We start from the raw sequence: 23,627 nt of genomic DNA on the forward strand, positions 1-23,627 counted from the left end.
CGACATCGTCATGGCTTCACCCGGTCAGGCGTCCTCTTCCTTGCTCTTGTGATAATGCCGCCGGGCCTTGGCGCGGTTGCCGCAGGCCGACATCGAGCACCAGCGGCGCTTGCCCGCACGGCTGTCGTCGAGGAACAGCCAGCCGCATTCGGGATTGGCGCAGCGCCGCACCCGGTCGAGCCGTGCCCCGGCCAGCAGGTCGCCTGCCGACCACAGCACCGGCGCCAGCAGGGCGAGCGCCGTGCCCGACTTCGCGTCGACCTCCCATTCGTAGCCGGTGCGGCCGCGCTTCAGTGTCTTGCGGCCGGGCGCATGCGCCAGCGCCTGGTTGAGCGCCTCGAGATCGCGCGGCGGCGCCGGCTTGCCCTGCGCCTGGGCGTCGAACAGCCGGTAGAGCATCTCGCGCAGCGCGATCGCCTGGTCGAACTCCCTGGTCGAGGGGAGCCTGGGCACCTTCGCCCAGGTCGAGAGATCGGCCGGCTCGTTCAGCGTCTCGGTCGGCGCCGCCTGGCCGCGCCAATACCGCGTATTGGCAAAATCGAGGCACAGGTCCGGACGCGTCATCGTCCGGAAATAGTAACCGGTTGTCCGGTTGACAACCATTGTCGCCCGCACTAACCATATAACCAGTTACCTAGTTATTCAGGAGGACACGATGTTCGACCACGTTTCTATCGGCGTCAGCGACATCAAGCGGGCGGGCAAATTTTACGATGCCGTCCTGAAGCCGCTCGACGTCACGCGGCTGTCGGACGGCGACACCTCGCTGGGCTACGGCGAGAAGAGCGCGGGGCTGTGGCTGCTGGCGGTCGGCACGCCGCCGAAGCCCGACATGGAGTCGGGCCTGCATTTCTGCTTCCAGGCCAAGAGCCGCGCCGCGGTCGATGCCTTCCACGCCGCGGCGCTCAAGTTGGGCGGCAAGGACAACGGCAAGCCCGGCGTGCGCGCCGACTACAATCCGAAGTACTACGCGGCGTTCGTCGTCGACCCGGACGGCTACCGTATCGAGGCATACTGCGGGAAGTAACCCGCGGAGGAGCCAATGCTCAAAGGCCATTGCCTGTGCGGCGCTGTCCAATACGAGACGGCAGCGCCGCCGACGCTCGAATGCGTCTGTCATTGCACCATGTGCCGCCGGGCGGCCGGCGCGCCGATGGTCGGCTGGTTCACCGTGCCACGCGGCACCTATCGTGTGGTGTCCGGCACGCCGGCCAGCTACCGGTCATCGCCGCAGGCGGTGCGCACCTTCTGCGGCGGCTGCGGCACGCCGCTCACGTTCGAATCGACGCGTTTTCCCGACGAGACCGACGTCACGATCTGCTCGCTGGACGATCCCGAGCAGGTGCCGCCGCGCGATCACACGCGCGCCGCGACCAGGCTTTCCTGGGTGAAGCTCGCCGACGGCCTGCCGGTCTATCCCGACACGCGGACTTAGGCGCCGGTGATTTCCTTGAGCAGGCCGAAGAAGGCGCGCTTGCGCTTCGACGAGATCGTCCAGTCGACCGGCAGCGACTGGAAGCCGTCCTCGAACCGCTCGCGGCTCATGCGGTAGTCGAAATAACCCCAGCTCGCGCCGCACTCGACGGCGGCGACGAAATGGTTGTCCGGCTTGTCGAACTCGAAGTGGTCGTCCTCGTTGTAGACGATCGGCTGACCGCGATAGGCGGGCGAGGCTCGCCAGCGCGCGAGCTGCAGGCGGATGCCATGCGGAGAGGGCTGGTAGTGCCCGTCGGGGCCGTGGACGCGATTGCCGTGCGGCAGCAGGAAGTCGGCGGCGGCGACGATCGGCTCCGGCGGCGCGTCGATGCCGATCAGGCTGGTGCTGACCAGCAGCCGGCCGCCGCTGCGCCGCTGCGCCAGCTCGATCAGCTCGTGGCAGCGTTCGGCGGCGATGATCGGGTGTGTCCACACATTCTCGAGGTCGACCTCGTTGCCGATCTCGAGCAGCACGTTGGTCGCACCCTTGGCCGACAGCCAGTCGACGGTGTTGGTGACGGCGGCCTTCACTGCGCTTTCGTCTTTGAAGGTCCCGCTCTGTTTGCCGTAGAACAGGCCCAGGATCACGACCATGCCCAGCCGGTCGCAGGCCGCGATCACCGCCTCAAGGCGCTCCGCCCAGGCGTGCTTGATCGTGCCGTCCGGCGTGAAGCCGCAGATCTTCCACGGCTGGTTCCACGAATAGCCCTGCGGGCTGCCGCCCGAGAGGTTGATGCAGACCGCCAGCAGGCCGTGCGCGCGGTAGGCGGGGAGGGCGGCGATGAACTCGGCGGTGCTGCGCTGGGCGTCCCACGGGCCGTCGGCATAGGCCCAGGCGCCGCGCGTCTCCGGGTTCTCGTCGTCGGCGATGGCGTTGGCCATGCGGCTGTCGAACAGCCGGCCCTCGATGCGATGGCCGCGCCAGCTCCGGCCGGCGTAGGTCGGCGTTCCGTCGATGTGGAACGCGCCGTCCGAGAGGGTGACTTTAGAAGCCACCCCTTAGAAACCGACGGCTGCGCCGTCGCGCCGGCTCTCCGAAGCGCCGAGATAGGGCACGCCGTCGGGGTAGCGCCAGATGATCTGGCTCGAGCCGAAGGCGAAGCTCGGCCACTGGGTGCGCGTCACCTTGTGGCCGCGCGCCTCGAGGCCGTCGGCGGTGTCGGCCGGCGTGTGCTCCTCGAGCCACACCGTCTTGTCGAGCTCATGGACGCGCCAGCGCGGCGCGTCGATCGCGGCTTGCGGGTTCTGGCCGTAGTCGACGATGCGGCTGAAGACCTGCATGTGGCCCTGCGGCTGCATGGCGCCACCCATCAGGCCGAACGTCGCGACCGGCTTGCCGTCCTTGGTGATGAACGCGGGGATAATCGTATGAAATGGCCGCTTCTTCGGCCCGACCTGGTTGGGATGGCCCTTGGTGGTGACGAAGCCCGAGGCGCGGTTGTGCAGGGCGATGCCGGTGCCGGGCACCACGATGCCCGAGCCGAAGCCGGTGTAGTTCGACTGGATCAGCGACACCATCATGCCGGACTCGTCGGCGGTGCCGAGATAGATCGTGCCGCCGTCCTTGGGCACGCCGGGACCGAAGTCCTGCGCCTTCTTCGGATCGATCAGCTTGGCCCGGCCCTTGAGGTAGTGCTTGTCGAGCATCTGGGCCGGCGTCACTTCCATGAAGCGCGGATCGGCGACGTAGCGCCAGATGTCAGCGAAGGCGAGCTTCATCGCCTCGATGCGCAGATGCGCCATCTCGGCGCTGTCCGGGTCGCGGCCGGCGACCTCGAAGTTCTCGAGGATGCCGAGCGCCATGCAGGCGGCGATGCCCTGGCCGTTCGGCGGGATCTCGTGCAGCGTCGTGCCGCGATAGGTGAGGCCGATCGGATCGACCCAGTCGGCCTTGTGGCTCTCGAGGTCGTTGCGGCGCAGCGCGCCGCCGGTCGTCTTGGCGTGCTTGTCCATCGCCTCGGCGATCTCGCCGCGATAGAAGGCCTCGCCCTTGCTCTCGGCGATCTTGGTCAGGGTCTTCGCCTGGTCGGGGAACTTCCAGACCTCGCCCGGCAGCGGCGCGCGGCCGTGCGGCAGGAACGCCTTCACCCAGTCGTCCTGGCCCTTGAGCCGCGCGATCGCCGCATCCCACTGGCGGGCGACCATGTAGGAGACGCGGAAGCCGTCGTGGGCGTACTTGATCGCCGGCTCGAACAGGTCGGCGAAGGGCAGCTTGCCGTAGCGCGCATGCAGCGCCATCCACAGCGACACCGCGCCCGGCGTGCTGACGCAGCCCCAGCCGGTGTCGGCGATCTTGGCCTGGCCCTCGTACTTGTCCGGCGTCATCAGCTCGGGCGAATGACCCGAGGCGTTCATGCCGACCAGCTTGGTGCCGTCCCACAGGATGCAGAAGGCGTCGGAGCCGATGCCGTTCATCGTCGGCTCGACGACGGTGATGGCGATCGCCGAGGCGATCGCCGCGTCCACCGCGTTGCCGCCCTTGGCCATCATGCGCAGGCCCGCGGTCGCAGCGAGATGCTGCGAGGAGGCGACGACGTTGGAGGCGAAGACCGGCAGCTTCTTGGACGCGTACGGGAAATCGTAGTTGAAGGACGGCACCCCAAAGACCCTTTCTATTTCTTCTTGGCAGCCGCCAGCACATCGACGCGCGCCACGAAGCGCGGCACCTGCAGGAACTGGCGGTTGTCGGCAGCGCTCTTGCCGAACAGCATGGAGAGGTCGAACAGGCCCGACCCTGCGATCTCGCCCATCCGGCCCGACAGAACGATCCGTTCGCCGAGCCGGAAGGTTTTTAGCGCCGCCACGGCTTGTTCGGAAAGGCCCGGCGGCGCGGCCTCCCGCGTGGAGAACAGCTCGGCCACGGCCCCGGCCATGGCCAAAGTCCAGTCGTTGAACGCGTAGAGCGAAACTTGCGGACCTATTTCGATGGAAATGGCCATCTTCTGCTCATTGCCCTCGATGGTGCGCAGGATGCCCTGCCACTCGGTGAAGGCGCCGGCCTGCGCGGCCAGTGCAAGACTTTGCTTCACCGCCTCCTCGAGCTTGAGTGGGTTGTTGGAGGCAAGCGCCAGCTTGGCCAGCGACTGCAGCCCGTCGAGGAACGCCTTCTGCCTGGGATTCTCCTCGTACCACGGCCGGTCGAAGCAGCCGGTGAGGGTGAGGCCGAAACCGCCGACCAGGAGCGAGCGACGAATCATCTTCCCATCATAGGTAGATGGCGCAGCCCCGGGCTTCCAGTCCCGTGAACCAGCTCGGCGACTCCAGGGTGGTCACCCAGCGCAGGTCGAGCTTGTCGAGGCGCGGCAGCCTGGCAAGGCACTCGGGCAAGTGTGTGACGGGATTTCCCCGGAGATCGATCAGGCGCAGCTCGCTCAGGGCGCCGACGGCGTCGGGCAGGGTCGTCAGCCGGTTGTTGCGCACGTGCAGCTCGCGCAGGCGGGTCAGCCGCGCGATCGAGGCCGGGAGCTCGGTCAGACGATTGTCGGTGGCGCGAAGCTCGATCAGGCCCTGCATCGCCGTGACGGCCTCGGGCAGGATCTCGAGCGCGTTCTCGCTGATGTTCAGGTAGCGCAGGCGTTCGAGGCGGGCCAACGTCGACGGCAATGCCGTCAGCTCATTGTCGTGAAGGTACAGGAAGTCGCGCAGACGATCGAGGCGGCCCAGGCTCTCCGGCAGCTCGCGGAGTTTGTTGTGGCCGAGGTCGAGCATCCTGAGGTTGCTCAGGTCGCCGATGCGCTCCGACACCTCGGTCAGCTCGTTCTCGGCGAGGACGAGGGTCTCGAGGTCAGTCCGTCGCCACACCTCGTCCGGCACGACGCCGAGCCGCTGTCTCCAGAGCGAGAGGTGCGGTCCCGAGCTACCCGCCACGCGCCCTCACGCCGCCTTCGGCTGCGCCTTGGCGCGCTCCTCTTCCTTCAGCTCTTTCTTGGACAGCTTGCCGACCGGAGTCTTGGGCAGCTCGGGCCGGATCTCGAGCGCGACCGGCATCTCGTGCTTGCCGATCTTGCCGTCGAGATGATTCTTCAGCTCGTCGAAAGTGAGCGACGCGCCGGGCTTCAGCTTGACGAACACCTTGGGCGCTTCCTGGCGGTACGGGTCGGGGATGCCGATCACGATGCATTCGTCGACCGCCGGATGCTCGTACACCGCCTCCTCGATCATGCGCGGATAGACGTTGTAGCCCGACGAGATGATCAGGTCCTTGGAGCGGTCGACCAGGAACAGCCAGCCGTCGGCATCCATGTAGCCCATGTCGCCGGTGCGCAGGCCCTTCCAGTTGCTCGACGGATGGCTGAACAGCACGTGGTCGGTCTCGTCGGTCTTCTTCCAATAGCCCTTCATGACCTGCGGGCCGATGATGCAGACCTCGCCGACATGCTCCTTGCCGGCCGGCAGGATCTTGTCGCGGTCCTCCATGTCGCGGATCTCGATGACGGTGCCGGGCATCGGCACGCCGCACGAGCCCGCCTTGCGCACGCTCTTGTCGACCGGGCAGATCGCGCCGGTCGGCGAGGTCTCGGTCAGGCCGTAGCCCTCGATCAGGGTGGCGCCGGTCAGCTTCTCGAAGCTCTGCTGGACCTCGACCGGCAGCGGCGCGCCGCCCGACATGCAGATCTTGAGCGCCTTGAGGTCGAGCCCCTGCGCCCTGGGATGCTTGTTGATCGCAGTGTAGAGCGTCGGCACGCCGGGCAGGAAGGTCGGCTTCTTCTTCGCCAGATCGTTCACGATCATGTCGATGTCGGGCCGCGGATAGAGGATCAGCTGGTTGCCGTTGCGCACCGCGCCCAGCATGATTCCCGACAGCGCATAGATGTGGAACAGCGGCAGCACGCACACGACCTTCTCCTGGCCGGGTGTGGTGTAGGGGATCGTCCAGGCCTGGCCCTGGGCCATCGCCGAGACGACGCAACCGTGGGTCAGCATCGCCGCCTTCGGCAGGCCCGTGGTGCCGCCGGTGTATTGCAGCAGCGCGACCTCGTCCCACAGATTGTCTGGCGCCGGGTGCGACCTGTACTTGCCGTTGTTCTTCAGCAAGTCGGCGAACGACATGTGCCAGTCGTCGCGCGGCCAGCTCGAGATCTCCTTCTTCTTGGCGATCGGATAGAGCCAGTTCTTCGGCCACGGCAGGTAGTCGGCGATCGAGCCGACGATCAGCTTTCTGAGCCGCGTCTTGCCGCGCATCGCCGCCATCTTCGGATAGAGCGCGGCGACGTCGAGCGTGACCAGGATGTCGGTCTCGCTGTCGCCTATTTTGAACTCGAGTTCCCTTGCGGCGTCGAGCGGGCTGTAGTTGACCACCCGGCCGCCGGCCTTGAGCACGCCGAAGAAGGCGATGAGGTAGTGCGGCGTGTTGGGCAGGTATAGGCCGACATTGACGCCCGGCCCGACGCCCAGCTTCTGGAAGCCGGCGGCGGCATGGTCCGACGCTTCCTTGTAGTCGCGGAAGCTCATCACCTTGTCGAGGAAGTCGGTGAACGGCCGGTCGGCGTACTGCGCGCAGCTCTCCTCGAAGATCTGATGGATGGTCTTGCGCGGCACCTCGAGCTCCCACTTCACGCCTGGCGGGTAGCTCTTTTCCCAAACGTAGTTCGACATTTTTCCTGGCCTCCCTGTGCACACACTATGACACGCGATAGCCGTAGCTGTAGACCGTCTCGAAGCCGAGGCTGGCATAAAGCGGCAACGCCGCCGTGTTCGTCGCCACAACCTGCAGATAGGCAAAGTGCGCGCCGTGATCGCGGCCCCAGGCGCCGATGCTCAGGGTCAGCCGTCGCGCCAAGCCGCGCCGGCGGGCTTGCGGTGCCACCAGCACGTCGAACAGCCCGACATGATCGCCGTCGACCACGCCGAGCGCGAAAGCGACGAGCTGGCCGTTGTCCTCGACCCGGGCGAAGCCGACCGGCGCCGCGATCGAGCGCAGCATGCGCGCCATGGTCTCGCGATGCTGCGGCGCGACCGGGCTCAGGGCCGCGAAGCCGGCCAGCCAGTCGTCGGACGGCGAGGGGGCGATCCGGACCTCGGGATCGGCGACGAAGTGGCCGTCGATGGCCGCCCGCTGAACCCGGCTTTCCTCGATCCGGCGGTAGCCCGCCTCGGCCAACAGCTCGTCGGTCCCGGCCGGCGCCAGCGGGGTCAGGCGCCAGACCGGGGGCAAGTCTGCTGCCCGATAAGGGGTTTCGAGGGCGTCCTTCATCTCAAGTGTCAGAGGACTGTTGACCTCTAACGCATTGATGGAATTGGCTCTTTTTGTGTAGCCGCCGGACAGGCGCTGGACCCAGCCTTGGGCCGCCCGGCTCTCGAGGGCAGGCCAAGCTCGGAGCGCCCGCTTTTCGAGGGTGCAGATATCATCGAGGGGTGACATTGCTCAAGGATTATGCTAAAAGTTAAGTCAATAATAACAATCGGTTGTTGAGTTTTCTGCAAGTATTCCATGAACCTCATCGACCGCCCCTTCGTCGATGTTCGTGTTAGCTGGCAGCCACCCCATCGTTGCTCCTCCCATACGATCGGTCCCTGGCTGCCAGCCCTTCTCCTTTTCGCCCTGATCGCGTTGGGCTTGGCCGGCTGCGGCAGCGCCGACCGAAGCCATGGCTACAGCGACAAGCCGCCCAGCAACCGTACCGCCTACGTCGCCTGGCAGGAATGGACGCGCTTCGGCCGCTCGACCGTCGTCTATGGCGGATCGGCCGGCGGCTACATCAATCGCGCTGGCGTGAACGAGCACAGCGAGCCGCTCAACAGTCGGGTCGGCGACTACTGGGGCAGCTGTGGCCATCCCGAATGGAACGGCCGCACCTCGGGCCGCCCATGGTCGGGCGCGTTCGTGTCCTGGGTGATGGCACATTCGGGCGTCAGCGCCGCATCGTTCCCGCGCGCCGGCCGGCACGGCCAGTATCTCGCCGCGCTCTACGATCACCAGCGCAGCGGCCATGCCAGCTTCGCGCTGCATGCGCCGAACGAATACGCGCCCAAGCCGGGCGACCTGGTCTGCACCGGGACCGCCGGCCCGACCTGGCGCTACGCCGATTCGCGCACCGCGCGGCGGCGCATCGACAACACGGCGAGCCATTGCGACGTCGTCACGGCCGTGCGCGGTGGCCATGTCCAGGCGATTGGCGGCAACGTGAAGAACAGCGTCACGATGAGCCTCTATCCCGTCGATTCGCGCGGCCGGCTGGCGCCGGCACCGGGCAAGATCTGGATGATGGTCGTCGAGAACCGGGCCACCTAGCGGCGAATCCGGCCGGTGGCCGGACACATCCGATGCCGATTCCATAGGGATTTTAGCCGAGAATCCGGCGCCATCCCCCAGGCCGGACACGTCCGGACACGGCGGACGCGCCGGACGTGAGACTGCAACAATCCGATCGGAACGGCTTTAGCGCTTCTGAGGAGCGTTGATGGCGATCGCGCCGACCGCCGCCACGCCCAGCAGCAGCGCCGGCGCCCAGGCCCAGCTCGTGAGCTGGACCCACAGCGCCAGCACCGGCGGCCCGGCGAGCGATCCCAGGCTGCCCGCCTGCGCCAGCACCCCGTTGATCGGTCCGATCGCCCGCGGACCCGGGGCCAGCCGCGGCACCGAGGCGAAGGAAGCGGCCGGCACCAGGCCGCCGATCGCAAACGACACCGCAAGGCCCGTGATCGACACGGGGACCCCGAACTCAGGCCGGAAGGCGAGGATCGCTGCGACCGTCGATGCCGCGAGCCCGACGGCGATCAGGCGGCGGGGCGTCATGCCGTGGTGCATCAGCCACGCCGCCGCGACGCTGCCGGCGATGCCCAGCGCGGTCGCCACGGCGACGATCCGTCCGGCGGTCGCCGGCGTCATGTCGCGCCGCTCGACGAGGTAGGCCGGCAGCATCCCGGCGAGCGCGAGGAACAGCAGAGCAAAGCAGAAGAACGAGACAGCGAGCGGCAGCGCGGCACGCAGGGCGCCCGGCGGCATGCGCCAATCGGCGTCGTGCGGTATCGAAGGCGCACGCAGTATGGGCGCCGCGACCACCAGGGCGGCGGCCAGCAGCGCGGCGTCGACGGTGAAAATGGTGCGCCATCCCGACTCGGCGAAGCCTGCCGTCGCGATTCCGGCGATGGCGATGCCGACCGGCACGAACGTGCCCCACAGCGACAGCGCGATCGGCTGATGCCGCGGCTGCGCCAGCGTCGCCAGCAGCGACGGGCCGGCCACGACCACGAGCAGATAGCCGGCGCCGGCCAGCGCGCGGCCGGCGAGCAGCACGGCCGCATCCTGCGCCATCGCGCACAGGCCGGCGGCGAGCGCCATCACCAACAGGCCGAGGCAGAAGGCGCGGCCGTGGCCGATGCGCTCGGCGAAGGCGCCGGCCGGCAGGCCGAGCAGCCCGCCGACCAGGGTCATGAGCGAGACCACCGCACCCGCCGTCGCCAGCGACAGGCCGAGCTCGCCCTGCAACGCCGGCACCAGCGGCGGCACGATGCCGAGCTGCCCCGCGGCGAGCACACCGATCCCGTAGACGAGCAGGACACGCGGCCACTCTGTCACGCGGCCGACTCTAGGAAGCCGGCGCCCGCCGGCCCACGAATAAGTTATTCGTCAGTGCGCGACCGAGGTCACCCTGCGGGCGAGCGTGCCGTCGCTCAAGGCCAGGCGTTCCCACACCAGCACGCCGGGCTCGATCGGCACCAGCGGATCGTGGTTGGCGCCGGTCCAGAAACGCATCTCCGTCGTGCCGTCGTCGTACCAGCCGAGCTCGCCCAGCCGGCTCTCGGCCAGGTGGATCTCGTCGGTGGCGAAGCGCCACAGCGAGGTGCCGCGCAGATCGGCGGCATCGGCCGTCCATTGTGCGAAGCGTGACGGCGAGGCCGCGAGCAGGCGATGGGTCAAATCGCAGATCAGATGGACCGGCAGCGCCGAGCTCTCGACCAGCCGGCGCAGGCCGGCATCGCTCGCCGAGTCGAGCGGCGCGGCGAGCAGTGCCGTGAGCTTGCGCGCAGCCGCATCGGGTACGCGGTGATAGCCACGCTCCCAGCGCGACAGCGTCGCCTGGGTGACGCCGAACAGCTCGGCCGCGTGACTCTGCTTGACACCGCGCAGGCGGCGCCACCGGCTGAGCGCACGGCCGAACTCGTTCACCCCTTGCCCTGCATGTAGGACGCCACGCGCTCGGCGATCATGATGGTCGGCGCATTGGTGTTGCCGCCGACCAGGCTCGGCATCACCGAGGCGTCGACCACGCGCAGGCCGGTGATGCCGCGCACCTTGCACTCGTGGTCGACCACGGCCATCGGATCGTTGTCCGGGCCCATCTTGCAGGTGCCGACCGGGTGATAGATCGTCTCGCAGCGCGCGCGGATCCATTGCTCCAGCTCGGCGTCGCTCTTCGCCGCCGGGCCGGGTTCCATCTCGCCGGCGCGGTAGGGATCCATGCCCGACTGGGCGAGGATGTCGCGGCCCATCTTCACGCCGGCCTTCAGGGTCTCGAGGTCCTTGGCGGCAGCGAGATAGTTGGCATCGATCAGCGGATGCTCGTTGGGGCTCGTGCTCTTGAGCCGGATCGTGCCGGTGCTCTCGGGGCGCAGCGTACAGACATGGAGCGTGTAGCCGTTCTTCTTCAGCCGCGTGCGGCCGTGATCGACCACCAGCGCCGGCAGGAAGTGCAACTGCACGTCGGGCGCCGCCAGCCCGCCCTGCGTGCTGATGAAGCCGCCGGTCTCGGCGATCGGCGAGGTGCCGGGGCCCTTCCTGCTCATCTTGTATTGCAGCAGCGTCCACAGCTTGTTGGCCTTGTCGTAGGTGTCGCGCGTCCTGCATTCCTGCAGGATCGCCGCGTCGAGATGGTCCTGCAGGTTGCCGCCGACGCCCGGGATGTCGAACAGCGGCTTGATGCCGACCGACTTCAGGTGATCGGCCGGGCCCATCCCCGACAGCAGCAGGAGCTGCGGCGAGTTCACCGCGCCGCCGCACAGCACGATCTCGCGCTCGGCGCGGGCGACCTCGTCGCGGCCGTCGACGCGGTAGCGCACGCCCATCGCATGGTTCTTGTCGAGGATGATGCGCTCGACCAGCGCGCCGGTGACGACGTGCACATTGGCCTTGTTGCGCTCGACGGCGGGCCGCAGGTAGGCGCTGGCAGTGCTCCAGCGCTCCTGGTTCTTCTGCGTCACCTGGTAGAAGCCGACGCCCTGCTGCTCGGCGCCGTTGAAGTCGGCAGTGCGCTTGTGGCCGGCCTGCTCGGCGGCCTTCACGAACGCCTCGCTGATCTTCGCCGGATCGGTCTGGTCGGCGACGTTCAGCGGGCCGCCGCTGCCGTGATAGGCATCGCTGCCGCGCTCGTTGCTCTCGGCCTTCTTGAAGAAGGGCAGCACGTCCTCGTAGCTCCAGCCCGAATTGCCGAGCTGGCGCCAGTGGTCGTAGTCGGAGGCGTGGCCACGCACGTAGAGCATGGCATTGATCGACGACGAGCCGCCCAGCGTCTTGCCGCGCGGCCAGTACATGCGGCGGTTGTTGCAATGGACCTGCGGCACGGTCTCGTAGCGCCAGTTGTAGGGCGACGTCTCGCCGAGGCTGGCGAAGCCCGCCGGCATTTTGAGCAGCATCGAGCTGTCGGCCGGGCCGGCCTCGAGGATCAGGATGCGCAGCACATAATCCTCGGCCAGGCGGTTGGCGATGGTGCTGCCCGCCGAGCCGGCGCCGATGATGACGTAGTCGTAGGAGTCGTAAAGCCGCATATGCTGTCCTAGGGCAGTCTGTTCTCGATCACGGTGAAGAACCGCCGGGCGGATATGGGCGACAAAAAGCCCGACGCGTCCAGTGGAAATACGCTGCGCGTGACGGAGTCGCCCACGTTTCCGCCAATGGCGTGGACTTCGCCCGACCGGACCTCGACCACGATGTCGCAATGTCCCGGTCCGCGATTCAGGTTTTCCAGGGTGGTGTCGCCATTGTCGCGCGAGGCGCAGATCAGGTCGCCGACCTGCGGCGCCCGCTCGGCGAGGTGCAGCGGGATGAAGGCGGCGCCCGCGCGGCGGGCGCGCTCGGCCATGCGCTCGACATAGATGGTGTGGCGCGCACTGGGGCAGAACAGGTCGCGGGAGACGCCGGCGCTCTCGATGTCCCAGGAGATGAAGGCGGCCGACCACGGCACTTCGCTGTCGAGGCCGCTCAGGTTGGGCCGGTCGACGCTCTTCCAGTAGTCGTTGATGCGCTCGGGCGCCTCGCGCTCCTTGATGCCGAGCTGCTCGGTGCGCGGCTTGCCGTCGGCCGGGTAGGCGATGACCTGCTTGCCGTAGCGCGCCCATTCCTGCACCGCCAGCAGCACCATCGAGATCTTGGCCGACGCGGTCGGCGGCGGTGCCTCGGGCGTCCACGTCGAGGTGGGGCAGGGACCCAGCGGCCTCAGGGAGGCTGCAGTCTTCGGCGCTGGCTTGGGCGCGCAGGCGGCCGCGAACAGCATCAGCAACGTCGGAACGAGGCGGCGCATGCCGGGCTTCTACGACAATGCGAGGCTTGCGGCGAGCGCGATAGTCGGCACACTTCGCGCCGAGGAGGGGAGCGTGCCCGACATCGTCAATGCCGTCATGCTGCGCGAGCGCCGCGTGCTTCTCGTGAAGCGCAGCGCCGAGCGCCGCAGCTATCCGGGTCTCTGGAGCTTTCCCGGCGGACACGTGGAGCAGGGCGAGGACCTCGATCGCGCCTTGCATCGCGAGCTGGGCGAGGAGATCGGCGTCGTGCCGATGCGCTACCGCGCTCTCGCGACACTGCCGGACCCGCATGCGCCGAACGTCACCTATCACCCGTTCGCGGTCACGGCGTGGCAGGGCGAGCCGCGCATCCTCGACGACGAGCACAGCGAGCTCGCCTGGGTCGATCTCGACGCCGCCGTCCGGATGCCCGGCCTGGCGCTCGAGTCCTACCGCCCGCTGTTCGCCGGGCTGGCGAGCAACGCATGAGCCTGCCGCGCCGCGTTGCCGCCGTCGTGTTCGACATGGACGGCGTGCTGTTCGACACCGAGACGCTTTACGAGAAATCGGCACTCGGCGCCGCGCGCGAGGTCGGCATTCCCATGACCTCCGAATTCTTCCGCAGTACCGTCGGTTCACCGTCGCCGGTGGTGCGGGCGCAGGTCGTCGCGCATTACGGGCCGGACGTTCCCGTCGACAAGCTGTGGGAAATCTCGCGCCGCATTTTCGGTGAGCTGACGGAGACGCAGGAAATCCTGAAGCCAGGTGTCCGCGAGCTGCTCGACCTGCTCGACGAGCTCGGCTTGCCGCGGGCGGTCGCGACCAGCTCGGTGCGGCCGACCGTCGAGCGCCATCTGCACAAGCATGGGCTCGCCGACCGGTTCCACGGCATCGCTGCGCAAGGTGACTACGAGCACCACAAGCCGCATCCCGATCCGTTCCTCAAGGCCGCCGAGTTGCTCGGCGTCGCGCCGCAGGACTGCCTCGCGGTCGAGGATTCGCACCATGGCGTGCGCTCGGCGTCGTCTGCCGGGATGATGACGGTGATGGTGCCCGATCTCCTGCCGGCGACCGACGAGATCTGCGCGCTCTGCCTGCATGTCATGCCGGACCTGCACGAGGTCCGGCGCCTGCTCATCGGAAGTGCCAGCGCATTCCCTGCTGGGGGATGAGGAAGCGCACGCCGAGGTCGTTGGCGGCGGTGAGCTCGTCGCGCATCTTCGCCTGCGGCTGCTCGCGGGTCAGCGCGTACTTGATGTGGGTGATCACCACCGGCAGGTCCTTGAGGACGCTGTTGCCGCCGGCGAGCGCGTCGAGCTCGTGCAGCGACTGCATGATCCATTTCGGCGTGAGATGGCCGAACAGCTGCGCGTCGGGCCGGTCGCTGGTGTAGGACGATTCGATCAGGATTGCCTTCAGCTTGCGCTGCCTGGCCTTGTCGGCGACGGCCTTCCAGACCTCGTGCATCTTCGTGGTCTTCTCGACCGGGTCGGGGCCGGTGTCGCCGAAATACAGGATCGCGTCGCCGTCGCATTCGACCAGGAACGCCGTCGATTCGACGCCGCCATGGGCGAGCGGGAAGGCAGTCACCGTCATCTTGGTGTCCTGCAGCGGTAGGGCGGCGCCGGGCGCGAGCTCGACGATCGGGTACTTCTTGAGCTGCGGGGCCTTGCCGCGATCGGTGAAGTTCGGCCAGGCGGTCCAGTTGAAGTAGGTCTCGGCCAGCGCCGCGCCGACCGAGGGCAGCACGTAGATCGGCTTCTTGCCGTCGTCGGGCGAGGCGATCACCAGCCCCGCGACATGGTCGAGATGGGCGTGGCTGACGAGATAGCCCTTGATGCGGTCGGTGAGGACGTAGCCGGCGCGGCTGAGAGGCGTATCGGTCGGCACCTTGAGCGAATCGAGGGTGCCCTTTTCCTCGGCCGCCCGCAGGCCGTTGACCAGCGTGCCGGCGTCGAAGGTCACGGCACGCGTGTCGTCGTGCGGATGGATCAACCAGGCGCTGAGGTTGCCGTCCTGGATGCCGCCGAGGGCGCCCAGCGCCACGACGTCGAAGCCGTCGGCGGCCCGCGCCGGGCCCGCGATCGACAGGCCGACCGCGAGCGCGGCGGCAAGGAAGGTTCGTGCTGTCATGACCAATGCTCCAGTCCGCCGATGACGATGGTCGGTACATTGGCGGTGTGGCTTTGCACCGTGAAGACATGCGTGCCCGGCCGGCGACCGGCGCGCGGGGCGGAGACCTCGACGCCCGCCGTCTTCAGTCGCTCGTTGGCTTTGGCGATGTCGGGCGCGCGCCATGACAGGCCCCAGAGCCGATCGGGCGCGTCCGACACGCCCGCCTTGAGATCGTGCGCGATCTCGACCACGAGGTCGCCGCAGCGGAAGAACAGGAGCCGCGAGCCCCAGTCGGGATTGCTGCGGTCGAGCCGGAGGTCGAGGCCGAGGCGGCCGGCATAGAGCGCGATCGCCCGCTCGGGGTTCGGCGAGCGGATGACGACATGGTCGAGCGAGTCGATCGCCGCCGCCTCGCTGCTCCTCAGCAAGGGCGAGGGCGCGGGCGCTTCCGTCCGCTCGATCAGCGCGATCGGCACGCCATGCGTCGCCTCAGGAGACAGCACGAGCCGATCGCCTTTGCGCTCGCCCGGTAGCGCGCGCCGCTCGAGCAGGCGTGCGGCCTTCTCCAGCGACGCCGTCGCGAACACCATCGACGAAAGCTGCGCCGTCGAGGCGTGGTCCTCGATCGTCAGCCCGACATTGCCGACCCGGATCCGCCCGTCGACGGCCTGCCGACCGAGCAGCGCTTCATACGCGCCGACCGCGCCCTCGCGAAACGAGGCGCGCAGCGTCAGGTGGTCGAGCGCGTCGATCACTAGCCAATCCGCTTGAGGTTCGCCTTGTAGAAGGCGCCGCGATGCACGTAGCTCAGCGTGTCCCCCTTGATGCGCTCGACGTTGTCCGGGGTCGCCTCGCGCGCCACCTTGGCCGGCGAGCCGAAGATCACCGAGCGGTCGGGGAAGCTCTTGCGCTCGGTGACGACGGCGCCGGCGCCGACCAGGCACTGGTTGCCGATGACCGTGGCGTTCAGCACCACCGCGGCGATGCCGATCATCGAGCCGTCGCCGACCGTGCAGCCATGCAGCATCGCCTGGTGGCCGATGGTCACGCCCTTGCCGATCGTGAGCGGCAGGCCGGGGTCGCTGTGCAGCACGCAGTTGTCCTGGACGTTGCTGTCGTCGCCGATGGTGACCGGATCGTTGTCGCCGCGAATCACGGCGCCGAACAGGACGCTGACCCGCTCGCCGAGCGTCACGTCGCCGATGATGGTCGCGGTCTCCGCCACGTAGCAGGACGCTGGAATCACCGGCTTTTTGTCGCCGAGCTGATAGATCGCCATCTTGTACCCTTCCGTTTGCCGAGACCCGTGACTATCCCAACCGGCCCTGCGGCACCATCGGTGAAATTCGCTCGGCGCCCCGGACCGGCAGTATCGCAGGTCGGGGGGAACCCCCTTTCGCTGCCCGGCTATCAATGCGTTAATTCATCGCGGAAGTTCACTCGCTCCCAGGGGGAAACCATGGGCGAAGTCGACGGCGCCACCCTGATCGCGCGCAGCCTCAAGCAGCAAGGCATCGATCACCTGTTCGGGATCGTCGGGTTTCCGGTCGGCCCGATCGCCGCGGCTGCGCAGAAGGAAGGCATCAACTACATCGGCATGCGCAACGAGCAAGCCGCGTCCTACGCGGCGCAGGCGTACGGCTACATGACCGGCCGTCCCGGCGCCTGTCTCACCGTGACGGGGCCCGGCGTGGTGCACGGCCTCGCCGGCCTCGCCAACGCCCAGCAGAACTGCTGGCCGATGATCCTGATCGGCGGCGCCTCGGAGACCTATCGCGGCGGCATGGGCGCCTTCCAGGAAGAGCGCCAGGTGCTGATCGCCACGCCGTTCTGCAAGTTCGCGCACGGCATCGAGAGCGTGGCGCGCATTCCCTACTATGTCGAGATGGCGACCCGGCAGGCGATCTACGGCCGTCCCGGTGCCACCTATCTCGACATGCCGGACGACATCATCAAGGGCACCTGCGAGCTCGACAAGGTCGTGCAGGTCCAGCGTGTGCCCGAGCCGCCGCGCATGGTGGCGCCGGGCGAGAACATCGAGGCGGCGCTGGATGTGCTCGAAAAGGCCCAGCGGCCGCTGGTCATCGTCGGCAAGGGCATGGCGTGGTCGCGCGCCGAGGGCGAGGTGCGCGCCTTCATCGAGCGCACCCAGGTGCCGTTCGTGCGCTCGCCGATGGGCAAGGGCGTGATGCCGGACGACCACCCGCTGGCGGTCTCGGCGGCGCGCACGCTGGCGCTGCAGCAGGCCGACGTCGTCTTCCTGATGGGCGCGCGGTTCAACTGGATCTTCCATTTCGGGTTGGCGCCGCGCTTCGCCAAGGACGTCAAGGTCGTCCAGCTCGACATCGCGCCGGAGGAGATCGGGCACAACAAGCCGACGGAAGTGGCGTTGGTCGGCGACGGCAAGGCGATCGTCGGGCAGCTCAACAAGGCGCTCGCCGGCCGCCAGTGGTTCCATCCGACCGACTCGGCGTGGCGCAAGGCGCTCTCCAAGAAGGTTTCGGAGAACGCGGCGACGATCAAGCCGCAGATCGACGACGACGCTGCGCCCGCCAACTACTATCGCGCGCTCCGCGATGTCGCGGCCTGGATGCCGAAGAACGCGATCCTCAGCGCCGAGGGCGCCGGCACGATGGATATCGGCCTGACCCAGTTGCCGAGCTTCGACGCCCGGTCGTGCCTCAATGCCGGCACCTACGGGACGATGGGCGTCGGCCTCGGCCAGGCGATCGCCGCCTGCGTCGCGCAGCCCGGCCGACCGGTCGTCCACCTCTCGGGCGATTCGGCGATCGGCTTCTCCGGCATGGAGATGGAGACGCTGGTCCGCTACGGCTTCCCGGTGAAGATCGTCGTCCTGAACAACGGCGGCATCGGCCCGGGCATGCCGGAGATCCCGGACAACCCGATGATGAACCTCAAGCCCAACGCGCTGATCTACGGCGCCCGCTACGACAGGATGATGGAGGCGTTCGGCGGCAAGGGCTACTTCGTCGAGGATCCGAAGAAGCTGCGCGGCGCGCTCGACGGGGCGATGGAGCATCCTGGCCCCGCCCTGGTCAACGTCGTGCTCTCGCAGGCCTCTGCGCGCAAGGCACAGCAGTTCGCTTGGCATAGCTGATGGAGTGAAACACCAAATCCGCTGACGGGAGGGATCGCCATGCAGGATCAGGTAATGCGGCCGGAGATCGCGTCCGCGACGCAACCGGCTCTCAAGGGCATAAAGGTGCTCGACCTCACGCAATTCGAGGCGGGGCCGTCTTGTACCGAGGCGTTGGCCTGGCTCGGCGCCGACGTCGTCAAGGTCGAGGAGCCCAATCGCGGCGAGCCCGGCCGCTGGGGAATGACCGACCGTGCGGACGCCGATTCGCACTATTTCATCTACTACAACCTCAACAAGCGCAGCGTGACCTGCAACCTCAAGAGCGAGGAGGGCAAGGAACTGCTGCGGCGGATGATCGCCAAGGCCGACGTCCTGATCGAGAACATGGCGCCCGGAACCTTCGCCCGCCTGGGCTTCGACTATCCGCGGCTGAGCGCGCTCAATCCGCGCTTGATCTTCGCCCAGGTCAAGGGCTTCGCGCCGGAAAGCCCGCACGCGAACTATCTGTCCTTCGACATGATCGCGCAGGCGATGGGCGGCACGATGGGCGTCAACGGCCATCCCGACGAACCGCCTGTCCGGCCGGGCCCGACCATCGGCGACACCGGCACCGGCATGCTGATGGCCATGGGCATCCTCGCGGCGCTCTACCAGCGCATGGCCACCGGCCGCGGCCAGCACATCCAGATCGCCATGCGCGACGCGATGCTGAACTACTGCCGCACGCCGATGAGCCGCCAGGCCGCGCGCGAGGATCAGCTGCCGCGCGGCGGCAACGGGGTGATCGGCACGGCGCCGGGCGGCCTCTACAAATGCGCGCCGGGCGGGCTCGACGACTGGTGCTACATCTTCGCCGCGCGGGGCAACGGCGAGCACTGGAAGCGGCTGGTGAAGGCGATCGGCCGCGAGGACCTGCTCGACGATCCCCGTATGGTCGACGGTCCCACCCGCTTCCAGCACAAGGAGGTTGTGGACGCGGCGATCACGGAGTTCACCTCGAAGCGCACCAAGGAAGAGGTGATGCGGGTCATCGCCGGCGCCGGCGTGCCCTGCGGCGCCGTCAAGACGACGCTCGAGTTGCTGAACGATCCCGACCTGCATGCGCGCGGGATGATGCAGAAGATCGATCATCCGGTGCGCGGGCCGGTGACCGTGCCGGGTTGGCCGCTCAGGATGTCGGACACCAAGGTGCCGCTGAAATCCGCGCCGGTGCTCGGTGGGGATTGCGAGGCGATCTACGGCGAGTGGTTGGGCTGCTCGCCCGACGAGGTCCGGGACATGCGGCAGACCAAGGTGATCTGACGACCTTGTTGCCGGGGTCCGATAAGCGTTGACCTTGAGCGTTGCTACAGCGCAACAGCCGCGGTTGCGCTGTGACGAGACTAGCTCTTAACCTTCGAGCTGAAGGAACGGGCGAAACCTATTCGCTAGTACATCGATCTGCTCGCTGATCCAGTTCAGCTTCTCGTAATGCTTTTTGATCAGCGCTGCCTTGTCGGGGCCGGGCGATTGAGGGTTAGATGCCGCTTTTAGGGCGTGGAGCTTGGAAGCCCGATTGGCGATTTCCCGCAAATAGAGGACGATCTCATCGTTCAACAGAAACTGCGCATCTATCGTTCCGACCAAGAAAGCATGAAGGTCGCGAACTTCATATCCGCCATGCGCCAACACGACGCTGATGAAGCTACGGGCAGCCTCAAATACCCTAAATCTTCGATCAAATAGATCTAGTCGAAGCTTTTGCCGAGCCGTTCGTGATTGTTCTCGCGCGAAATAAAAACCAATTCCGCCGACCATTGCGGCGATCACAAGCTGACCAAGGGCTATGACGACTGCGTAGTTGGAAGTGGACGACATGGCTCATCTCTCTCGAATACGTCCCCTCCCGAAGGCTATCGATACGCCACAAAGCCTGTGAACAGCTATCAATTTGCGGTTGTCGAATTGAATGAGCTGGTTGGTTAGATTGTCTAACGGCTTGCCGTATCGTTGCGGTCGCTTCTGAGGCTTATGATCGATCATGGTTGCAACTCCAGGCATTGAACGGCGACGAAACCAAGGAGCGGCGCGGCAGGCTTTACGGGAAGCTGCTCCCTTCATCTGCTGCGCCGTCTGCGGACTCGCGATCCCGACCTGCTTGACCGTGGCCCATCCCGATCATGATGCAAGCAACAACGAGCCAGACAATCTAGCTTGGCTATGTCAGACCTATCATTGGATGTACGACTGTGGGTTCTACCCTCGAGATGCGATCCGTCTCCTCCAAGTCCACTGGCAGGACGCTGGCGCGAAGGCGGCACGAGCGCGACGAGCAGGAGCGGCAGCGCGACGCGCATGGGTGACGCGCCGGGGCAAGACAACGGGCTAGCCGTCGAGGTGTTTCCGTTTACGTAAAGCATCATTGACGTTTACGTAAACGGCAACTATGACAGGCCCATGCCCGTCGCCGCCCCCACGGCCGTCCCGGCCAAGAGCACAACGCCGCGCGATTCGGCGCGCATCTACAGCATCGCGGAGCTGGCCCGCGAGTTCGGCATCACCGCGCGCACCATCCGCTTCTACGAGGACGAGGGGCTGATCAAGCCGCGCCGCCAGGGGCTGACCCGTCTGTACAGCGCGCACGATCGTGTGCGGCTCTCCTGGATCCTGCGAGGCAAGCGGCTCGGCTTCTCGCTGGCCGAGATCAAGGAGCTGCTCGACCTCTACCAGGTCGACCGCACCGGCAACCAGCAGCTCCGCGAGCTGCTGCGCCGCAGCCGTCTCCACATCGCCGATCTGGAACGCAAGCGTCGCGATCTCGACGCCCACATCAACGAGTTCAAGGAAGTCGAGATCCAGGTCACCGCCGAGCTCAAGCAGCGCGGCGTCGATCCCGAAGGCGACGACTAAGGCCGACAGGCCGAGAGACCGAGGAGGAAGCCATGGCCGTCTACAAGGGTCCGGTGAAGGACATCAGCTTCGTCCTGAACGAAGTCCTCGACGTCGCGAGCCTCGCCAAGCTGCCGGGCTACGAGGATGCGACGCCCGACACCATCCAGGCGATCCTCGAGGAGGCCGCCAAGCTCTGCGAGAACGTGCTGTTCCCGCTCAACCGCACCGGCGACGAGGAAGGCTGCCACTACGAGAACGGCGTGGTCCGCACGCCCAAGGGCTTCAAGGAAGCCTACGACCAGTTCCGCGAGGGCGGCTGGACGGCGGTGACCTGCGATCCGGAGTACGGCGGCCAGGGCCTGCCGGCGACGGTGGGCTTCGCGCTGACGGAGATGTTCACCGCCTCCAACCAGGCCTTCGCGATGTATCCGGGCCTCAGCCACGGCGCCTACGAGGCGCTGTCGCGGCACGGCTCCGACGCGCTCAAGAAGCTCTACCTGCCCAAGCTCACCGACGGCACCTGGTCGGGCACGATGTGCCTCACCGAGCCCCATTGCGGCACCGACCTCGGCATGCTGCGGACCAGGGCCGAGCCGCAACCCGACGGCTCCTATTCGATCACCGGCACCAAGATCTTCATCTCGGCGGGCGAGCACGACCTCACCGAGAACATCCTCCATCTGGTGCTGGCGCGCCCCGAGGGTGCGCCCGGCGGCACCCGCGGCATCTCGCTGTTCCTGGTGCCGAAGTTCCTGCCCAAGGCCGACGGTTCTGTCGGCGAGCGCAACGGCATCCGCTGCGGCGCGATCGAGCACAAGATGGGCATCAAGGCCAACGCGACCTGCGTCATGAACCTCGACGGCGCCAAGGGCTGGCTGGTCGGCGAGCTGAACAAGGGCATGAACGCCATGTTCGTGATGATGAACGCGGCCCGCCTCGGCGTCGGCATGCAGGGCCTCGGCATCGCCGAAGCCTCCCGCCAGAGCGCCCTCGCCTATGCCCAGGATCGCCTGCAGGGCCGCTCGCTGACCGGCCCGAAGAACGCCGCGGGTCCGGCCGATCCGATCATCGTCCATCCCGACGTGCGCCGCATGCTGCTGACGCAGAAGTCGTTCACCGAGGCGGCCCGCGCGCTCGCGCTGTGGGTCGGCATGCTGATCGACGAGGCGCATCGCCATCCCGACGCGGCCAGGCGCGAGGCGGCTGACGACCTGATCCAGATGCTGACGCCGATCATCAAGGCGTATTTCACCGACATGGGCAGCGAGTGCGCCAACCTCGCGGTGCAAACCTACGGCGGCCACGGCTTCATCCGCGAGAACGGCGTCGAGCAGCTCGTGCGCGACGCGCGCATCACCCAGCTCTACGAGGGCACCAACGGCATCCAGGCGCTCGACCTGGTCGGCCGCAAGCTGCCGATGAAGGGCGGTGCGGCGGCGCAGCGCCTGCTCGGCCTGATGTCGGGTTTCGTCGCCGAGCACAAGAACGACGACAAGCTGAAGGAATTCGTCGAGCCGCTCGAGAAGGCGCTGGGTCGCGTCCAGGACGCCGCCTTCTTCCTGCTGCAGAACGCGATGAAGAACCCCGACGAGGCGGGCGCGGCGGCGACCGACCTGCTGCGCCTGATGGCGCTGACCGCCATGAGCTACATGTGGGCGCGCATCGCCATCGCTGCCCACAAGGGCCTCGCCGCCGGCACCGACAACGCCTTCTACGAGGCCAAACTCGCCACCGCACGCTTCTTTACCGCGCGCGTGCTGCCGCAGACCACGTCGCTCAACCACCAGATCAAGGCGGGTGCCGCGACCCTGATGGCACTGCCGGCGGAGGCATTCTAGCTTCTGCTAGTTCGCCCGGCTGCCGCGCGCATCCGATGGTGCGGCGTGCGCCCCGGGGGCGTCCTCGGACAGGCCGCAATCCTCGGCGAAGACACTGAGATGGGTCGTGCGGCGGCCGTCGTTGAAGCAGCCGTGCTTCCATTGGCCGGCATAGATCGCGCCGTTGGCGGTCTTGTAGACGCCGGTGCCGTGCGGCGTGCTGAGCAGGTACTCGCCGTCGTAGCGCGCGCCGCTGGGGAAGATCATGCTGCCGAAGCCGCTGTAGGTGTTCGCGCGGAACTGGCCCTCGTATCGCAGGCCTGACGCAAAGCTCAGCTTGCCGTGGCCCTCGATGTTGCCGTTCTTCCACTCGCCGTCGTAGCGCATGCCGTTCGAGGCCACGTAGAGGCCGCTGCCGTCGAACAGGCCGTCCCTGAAGGTGCCGAGGTAGCGGCCGTCGCGATTGCGCCTCACACCGTGGCCCGTCTGCTTGCCGTCGGCGAACTCGCCTTCATTGCGCTCGACCTGGGCGCCCGCCTTGAAGATCGTGAGCACCCCGGGGCCCGAGGCCTTTCCGTCCTTGCATGCCCCCGTCCAGCCGATGGTCTCGTCGGGTACGGGCAGCGGATCCCACACGGTGCAGCCTGATTTCGAATCGGTCATCCACTCGCCGGCGAGCGCGGCCGGCCCAAATCCAGCCGCAATGAGAAAGGCGGCAACGGCTAATGATCGCATTGGCCTCTCCGGCCCTATTTTTTCTAGAGGGGGCTGGAGGAATAATGCGTTTGCCGGCATGCGGTTCCACGCCGCTC

At 67.3% G+C, this 23,627-nt stretch carries 25 protein-coding genes; 9 read left to right on the top strand and 16 right to left on the bottom strand.

The annotated features are described in order from the left end of the window. Window positions 1-24 precede the first annotated feature (24 nt). Window positions 25-564, bottom strand: coding sequence for an ABATE domain-containing protein (locus tag J0J01_RS11515; protein ID WP_296380634.1), 540 nt, complete (start codon window positions 562-564; stop codon window positions 25-27). A 91-nt stretch (window positions 565-655) separates the two neighbouring features. On the opposite strand from J0J01_RS11515, the gene J0J01_RS11520 reads away from it, so the two are divergent. Then, a complete protein-coding gene (locus tag J0J01_RS11520) occupies window positions 656-1,027 on the top strand; it encodes a VOC family protein (RefSeq protein WP_296380636.1) in 372 nt (123 codons plus the stop codon). 15 nt (window positions 1,028-1,042) lie between these two features. Continuing rightward, on the top strand, window positions 1,043-1,435 hold the full coding sequence (locus tag J0J01_RS11525; protein ID WP_296380638.1) for a GFA family protein: 393 nt from the start codon (window positions 1,043-1,045) through the stop codon (window positions 1,433-1,435). On the opposite strand, the gene J0J01_RS11530 is transcribed toward J0J01_RS11525, so the two are convergent. From J0J01_RS11530 to J0J01_RS11555, 6 genes are read right to left on the bottom strand one after another with little or no spacing between them, the layout of a single operon-like run. After that, window positions 1,432-2,472 (bottom strand): hypothetical protein, encoded by a 1,041-nt coding sequence (locus tag J0J01_RS11530; protein WP_296380640.1) that lies wholly within the window; start codon window positions 2,470-2,472, stop codon window positions 1,432-1,434. The genes J0J01_RS11525 and J0J01_RS11530 overlap by 4 nt on opposite strands. Window positions 2,473-2,475: 3 nt before the next feature. Beyond that, the gene (gene ggt / locus J0J01_RS11535) at window positions 2,476-4,074 is read right to left on the bottom strand and encodes a gamma-glutamyltransferase (protein ID WP_296380641.1); all 1,599 of its coding nucleotides are present in this window, start codon (window positions 4,072-4,074) and stop codon (window positions 2,476-2,478) included. 14 nt (window positions 4,075-4,088) lie between these two features. Then, entirely contained in the window at window positions 4,089-4,673 is a 585-nt protein-coding gene (locus J0J01_RS11540) for a hypothetical protein (RefSeq protein WP_296380643.1), read from the bottom strand. A gap of 7 nt (window positions 4,674-4,680) precedes the next feature. Next, window positions 4,681-5,343, bottom strand: coding sequence for a leucine-rich repeat domain-containing protein (locus J0J01_RS11545; RefSeq protein ID WP_296380645.1), 663 nt, complete (start codon window positions 5,341-5,343; stop codon window positions 4,681-4,683). Window positions 5,344-5,349: 6 nt separating this feature from the next. Further along, a complete protein-coding gene (locus J0J01_RS11550; protein ID WP_296380646.1) occupies window positions 5,350-7,071 on the bottom strand; it encodes a long-chain fatty acid--CoA ligase in 1,722 nt (573 codons plus the stop codon). A 25-nt stretch (window positions 7,072-7,096) separates the two neighbouring features. Continuing rightward, entirely contained in the window at window positions 7,097-7,630 is a 534-nt protein-coding gene (locus J0J01_RS11555; protein WP_296380647.1) for a GNAT family N-acetyltransferase, read from the bottom strand. Window positions 7,631-8,032: 402 nt separating this feature from the next. On the opposite strand from J0J01_RS11555, the gene J0J01_RS11560 reads away from it, so the two are divergent. Then, window positions 8,033-8,707 (top strand): DUF2272 domain-containing protein, encoded by a 675-nt coding sequence (locus J0J01_RS11560; RefSeq protein ID WP_296380649.1) that lies wholly within the window; start codon window positions 8,033-8,035, stop codon window positions 8,705-8,707. 147 nt (window positions 8,708-8,854) lie between these two features. On the opposite strand, the gene J0J01_RS11565 is transcribed toward J0J01_RS11560, so the two are convergent. From J0J01_RS11565 to J0J01_RS11580, 4 genes are read right to left on the bottom strand one after another with little or no spacing between them, the layout of a single operon-like run. Further along, entirely contained in the window at window positions 8,855-9,994 is a 1,140-nt protein-coding gene (locus tag J0J01_RS11565) for an MFS transporter (RefSeq protein WP_296380653.1), read from the bottom strand. A 51-nt stretch (window positions 9,995-10,045) separates the two neighbouring features. After that, complete coding sequence (locus J0J01_RS11570; RefSeq protein ID WP_296380655.1) at window positions 10,046-10,585, bottom strand: helix-turn-helix transcriptional regulator; 540 nt, start codon at window positions 10,583-10,585, stop codon at window positions 10,046-10,048. Next, window positions 10,582-12,180, bottom strand: coding sequence for a choline dehydrogenase (locus tag J0J01_RS11575; RefSeq protein ID WP_296380657.1), 1,599 nt, complete (start codon window positions 12,178-12,180; stop codon window positions 10,582-10,584). The genes J0J01_RS11570 and J0J01_RS11575 overlap by 4 nt, the downstream gene beginning before the upstream one ends. An 8-nt stretch (window positions 12,181-12,188) precedes the next feature. Further along, complete coding sequence (locus J0J01_RS11580) at window positions 12,189-12,932, bottom strand: DUF2272 domain-containing protein (RefSeq protein ID WP_296380658.1); 744 nt, start codon at window positions 12,930-12,932, stop codon at window positions 12,189-12,191. A 73-nt stretch (window positions 12,933-13,005) separates the two neighbouring features. Here J0J01_RS11580 and J0J01_RS11585 point away from each other — a divergent pair, with 73 nt between their 5' ends. Together J0J01_RS11585 and J0J01_RS11590 are read left to right on the top strand one after the other, a co-directional pair. Beyond that, the gene (locus tag J0J01_RS11585; RefSeq protein WP_296380660.1) at window positions 13,006-13,401 is read left to right on the top strand and encodes an NUDIX domain-containing protein; all 396 of its coding nucleotides are present in this window, start codon (window positions 13,006-13,008) and stop codon (window positions 13,399-13,401) included. Then, window positions 13,398-14,084 carry an HAD family phosphatase gene (locus J0J01_RS11590; RefSeq protein ID WP_296380661.1) on the top strand — a complete coding sequence of 229 codons (687 nt, stop codon included), beginning with the start codon at window positions 13,398-13,400 and terminating at the stop codon, window positions 14,082-14,084. The genes J0J01_RS11585 and J0J01_RS11590 overlap by 4 nt, the downstream gene beginning before the upstream one ends. On the opposite strand, the gene J0J01_RS11595 is transcribed toward J0J01_RS11590, so the two are convergent. The 3 genes from J0J01_RS11595 to J0J01_RS11605 are packed head-to-tail and all read right to left on the bottom strand — an operon-like array spanning window position 14,047 to window position 16,306. Beyond that, window positions 14,047-15,045 (bottom strand): 3',5'-cyclic-nucleotide phosphodiesterase, encoded by a 999-nt coding sequence (locus tag J0J01_RS11595; RefSeq protein ID WP_296380663.1) that lies wholly within the window; start codon window positions 15,043-15,045, stop codon window positions 14,047-14,049. The genes J0J01_RS11590 and J0J01_RS11595 overlap by 38 nt on opposite strands. Beyond that, complete coding sequence (locus J0J01_RS11600) at window positions 15,042-15,782, bottom strand: VOC family protein (RefSeq protein WP_296380665.1); 741 nt, start codon at window positions 15,780-15,782, stop codon at window positions 15,042-15,044. Before J0J01_RS11600 ends, J0J01_RS11595 begins: the two co-directional genes overlap by 4 nt. Beyond that, a complete protein-coding gene (locus J0J01_RS11605) occupies window positions 15,782-16,306 on the bottom strand; it encodes a gamma carbonic anhydrase family protein (RefSeq protein ID WP_296380666.1) in 525 nt (174 codons plus the stop codon). Before J0J01_RS11605 ends, J0J01_RS11600 begins: the two co-directional genes overlap by 1 nt. A gap of 180 nt (window positions 16,307-16,486) precedes the next feature. On the opposite strand from J0J01_RS11605, the gene J0J01_RS11610 reads away from it, so the two are divergent. Together J0J01_RS11610 and J0J01_RS11615 are read left to right on the top strand one after the other, a co-directional pair. Next, window positions 16,487-18,145 carry a thiamine pyrophosphate-binding protein gene (locus J0J01_RS11610; protein WP_296380668.1) on the top strand — a complete coding sequence of 553 codons (1,659 nt, stop codon included), beginning with the start codon at window positions 16,487-16,489 and terminating at the stop codon, window positions 18,143-18,145. 39 nt (window positions 18,146-18,184) lie between these two features. Next, entirely contained in the window at window positions 18,185-19,429 is a 1,245-nt protein-coding gene (locus J0J01_RS11615) for a CoA transferase (protein WP_296380670.1), read from the top strand. Window positions 19,430-19,516: 87 nt separating this feature from the next. Here the strand turns inward: J0J01_RS11615 and J0J01_RS11620 are convergent, their stop codons facing one another. Continuing rightward, window positions 19,517-19,984, bottom strand: a complete 468-nt coding sequence (locus tag J0J01_RS11620) for a hypothetical protein (RefSeq protein ID WP_296380672.1) — start codon at window positions 19,982-19,984, stop codon at window positions 19,517-19,519. A 579-nt stretch (window positions 19,985-20,563) separates the two neighbouring features. Here J0J01_RS11620 and J0J01_RS11625 point away from each other — a divergent pair. Further along, a complete protein-coding gene (locus J0J01_RS11625; protein ID WP_296380674.1) occupies window positions 20,564-21,016 on the top strand; it encodes a MerR family DNA-binding transcriptional regulator in 453 nt (150 codons plus the stop codon). Window positions 21,017-21,048: 32 nt separating this feature from the next. After that, window positions 21,049-22,836, top strand: a complete 1,788-nt coding sequence (locus tag J0J01_RS11630; protein ID WP_296380676.1) for an acyl-CoA dehydrogenase C-terminal domain-containing protein — start codon at window positions 21,049-21,051, stop codon at window positions 22,834-22,836. Between the two features lie 6 nt (window positions 22,837-22,842). On the opposite strand, the gene J0J01_RS11635 is transcribed toward J0J01_RS11630, so the two are convergent. After that, window positions 22,843-23,478: a hypothetical protein gene (locus J0J01_RS11635; protein ID WP_296380677.1), complete on the bottom strand. Its 636-nt coding sequence runs from the start codon at window positions 23,476-23,478 to the stop codon at window positions 22,843-22,845. Between the last annotated feature and the right edge of the window lie 149 nt (window positions 23,479-23,627).

Origin of the sequence: Reyranella sp. (genome assembly GCF_017305915.1) — a bacterium.
GTDB lineage: Bacteria > Pseudomonadota > Alphaproteobacteria > Reyranellales > Reyranellaceae > Reyranella.

What these genes read in the sequence shown, in the direction of transcription:
- J0J01_RS11515 (WP_296380634.1), bottom strand. Translation starts at nt 564, where the DNA reads ATGACGCGTCCGGACCTGTGCCTCGATTTTGCCAATACGCGGTATTGG.
- J0J01_RS11520 (WP_296380636.1), top strand. Translation starts at nt 656, where the DNA reads ATGTTCGACCACGTTTCTATCGGCGTCAGCGACATCAAGCGGGCGGGC.
- J0J01_RS11525 (WP_296380638.1), top strand. Translation starts at nt 1,043, where the DNA reads ATGCTCAAAGGCCATTGCCTGTGCGGCGCTGTCCAATACGAGACGGCA.
- J0J01_RS11540 (WP_296380643.1), bottom strand. Translation starts at nt 4,673, where the DNA reads ATGATTCGTCGCTCGCTCCTGGTCGGCGGTTTCGGCCTCACCCTCACC.
- J0J01_RS11550 (WP_296380646.1), bottom strand. Translation starts at nt 7,071, where the DNA reads ATGTCGAACTACGTTTGGGAAAAGAGCTACCCGCCAGGCGTGAAGTGG.
- J0J01_RS11575 (WP_296380657.1), bottom strand. Translation starts at nt 12,180, where the DNA reads ATGCGGCTTTACGACTCCTACGACTACGTCATCATCGGCGCCGGCTCG.
- J0J01_RS11580 (WP_296380658.1), bottom strand. Translation starts at nt 12,932, where the DNA reads ATGCGCCGCCTCGTTCCGACGTTGCTGATGCTGTTCGCGGCCGCCTGC.
- J0J01_RS11590 (WP_296380661.1), top strand. Translation starts at nt 13,398, where the DNA reads ATGAGCCTGCCGCGCCGCGTTGCCGCCGTCGTGTTCGACATGGACGGC.
- J0J01_RS11595 (WP_296380663.1), bottom strand. Translation starts at nt 15,045, where the DNA reads ATGACAGCACGAACCTTCCTTGCCGCCGCGCTCGCGGTCGGCCTGTCG.
- J0J01_RS11605 (WP_296380666.1), bottom strand. Translation starts at nt 16,306, where the DNA reads ATGGCGATCTATCAGCTCGGCGACAAAAAGCCGGTGATTCCAGCGTCC.
- J0J01_RS11610 (WP_296380668.1), top strand. Translation starts at nt 16,487, where the DNA reads ATGGGCGAAGTCGACGGCGCCACCCTGATCGCGCGCAGCCTCAAGCAG.
- J0J01_RS11615 (WP_296380670.1), top strand. Translation starts at nt 18,185, where the DNA reads ATGCAGGATCAGGTAATGCGGCCGGAGATCGCGTCCGCGACGCAACCG.
- J0J01_RS11620 (WP_296380672.1), bottom strand. Translation starts at nt 19,984, where the DNA reads ATGTCGTCCACTTCCAACTACGCAGTCGTCATAGCCCTTGGTCAGCTT.
- J0J01_RS11625 (WP_296380674.1), top strand. Translation starts at nt 20,564, where the DNA reads ATGCCCGTCGCCGCCCCCACGGCCGTCCCGGCCAAGAGCACAACGCCG.
- J0J01_RS11630 (WP_296380676.1), top strand. Translation starts at nt 21,049, where the DNA reads ATGGCCGTCTACAAGGGTCCGGTGAAGGACATCAGCTTCGTCCTGAAC.
- J0J01_RS11635 (WP_296380677.1), bottom strand. Translation starts at nt 23,478, where the DNA reads ATGACCGATTCGAAATCAGGCTGCACCGTGTGGGATCCGCTGCCCGTA.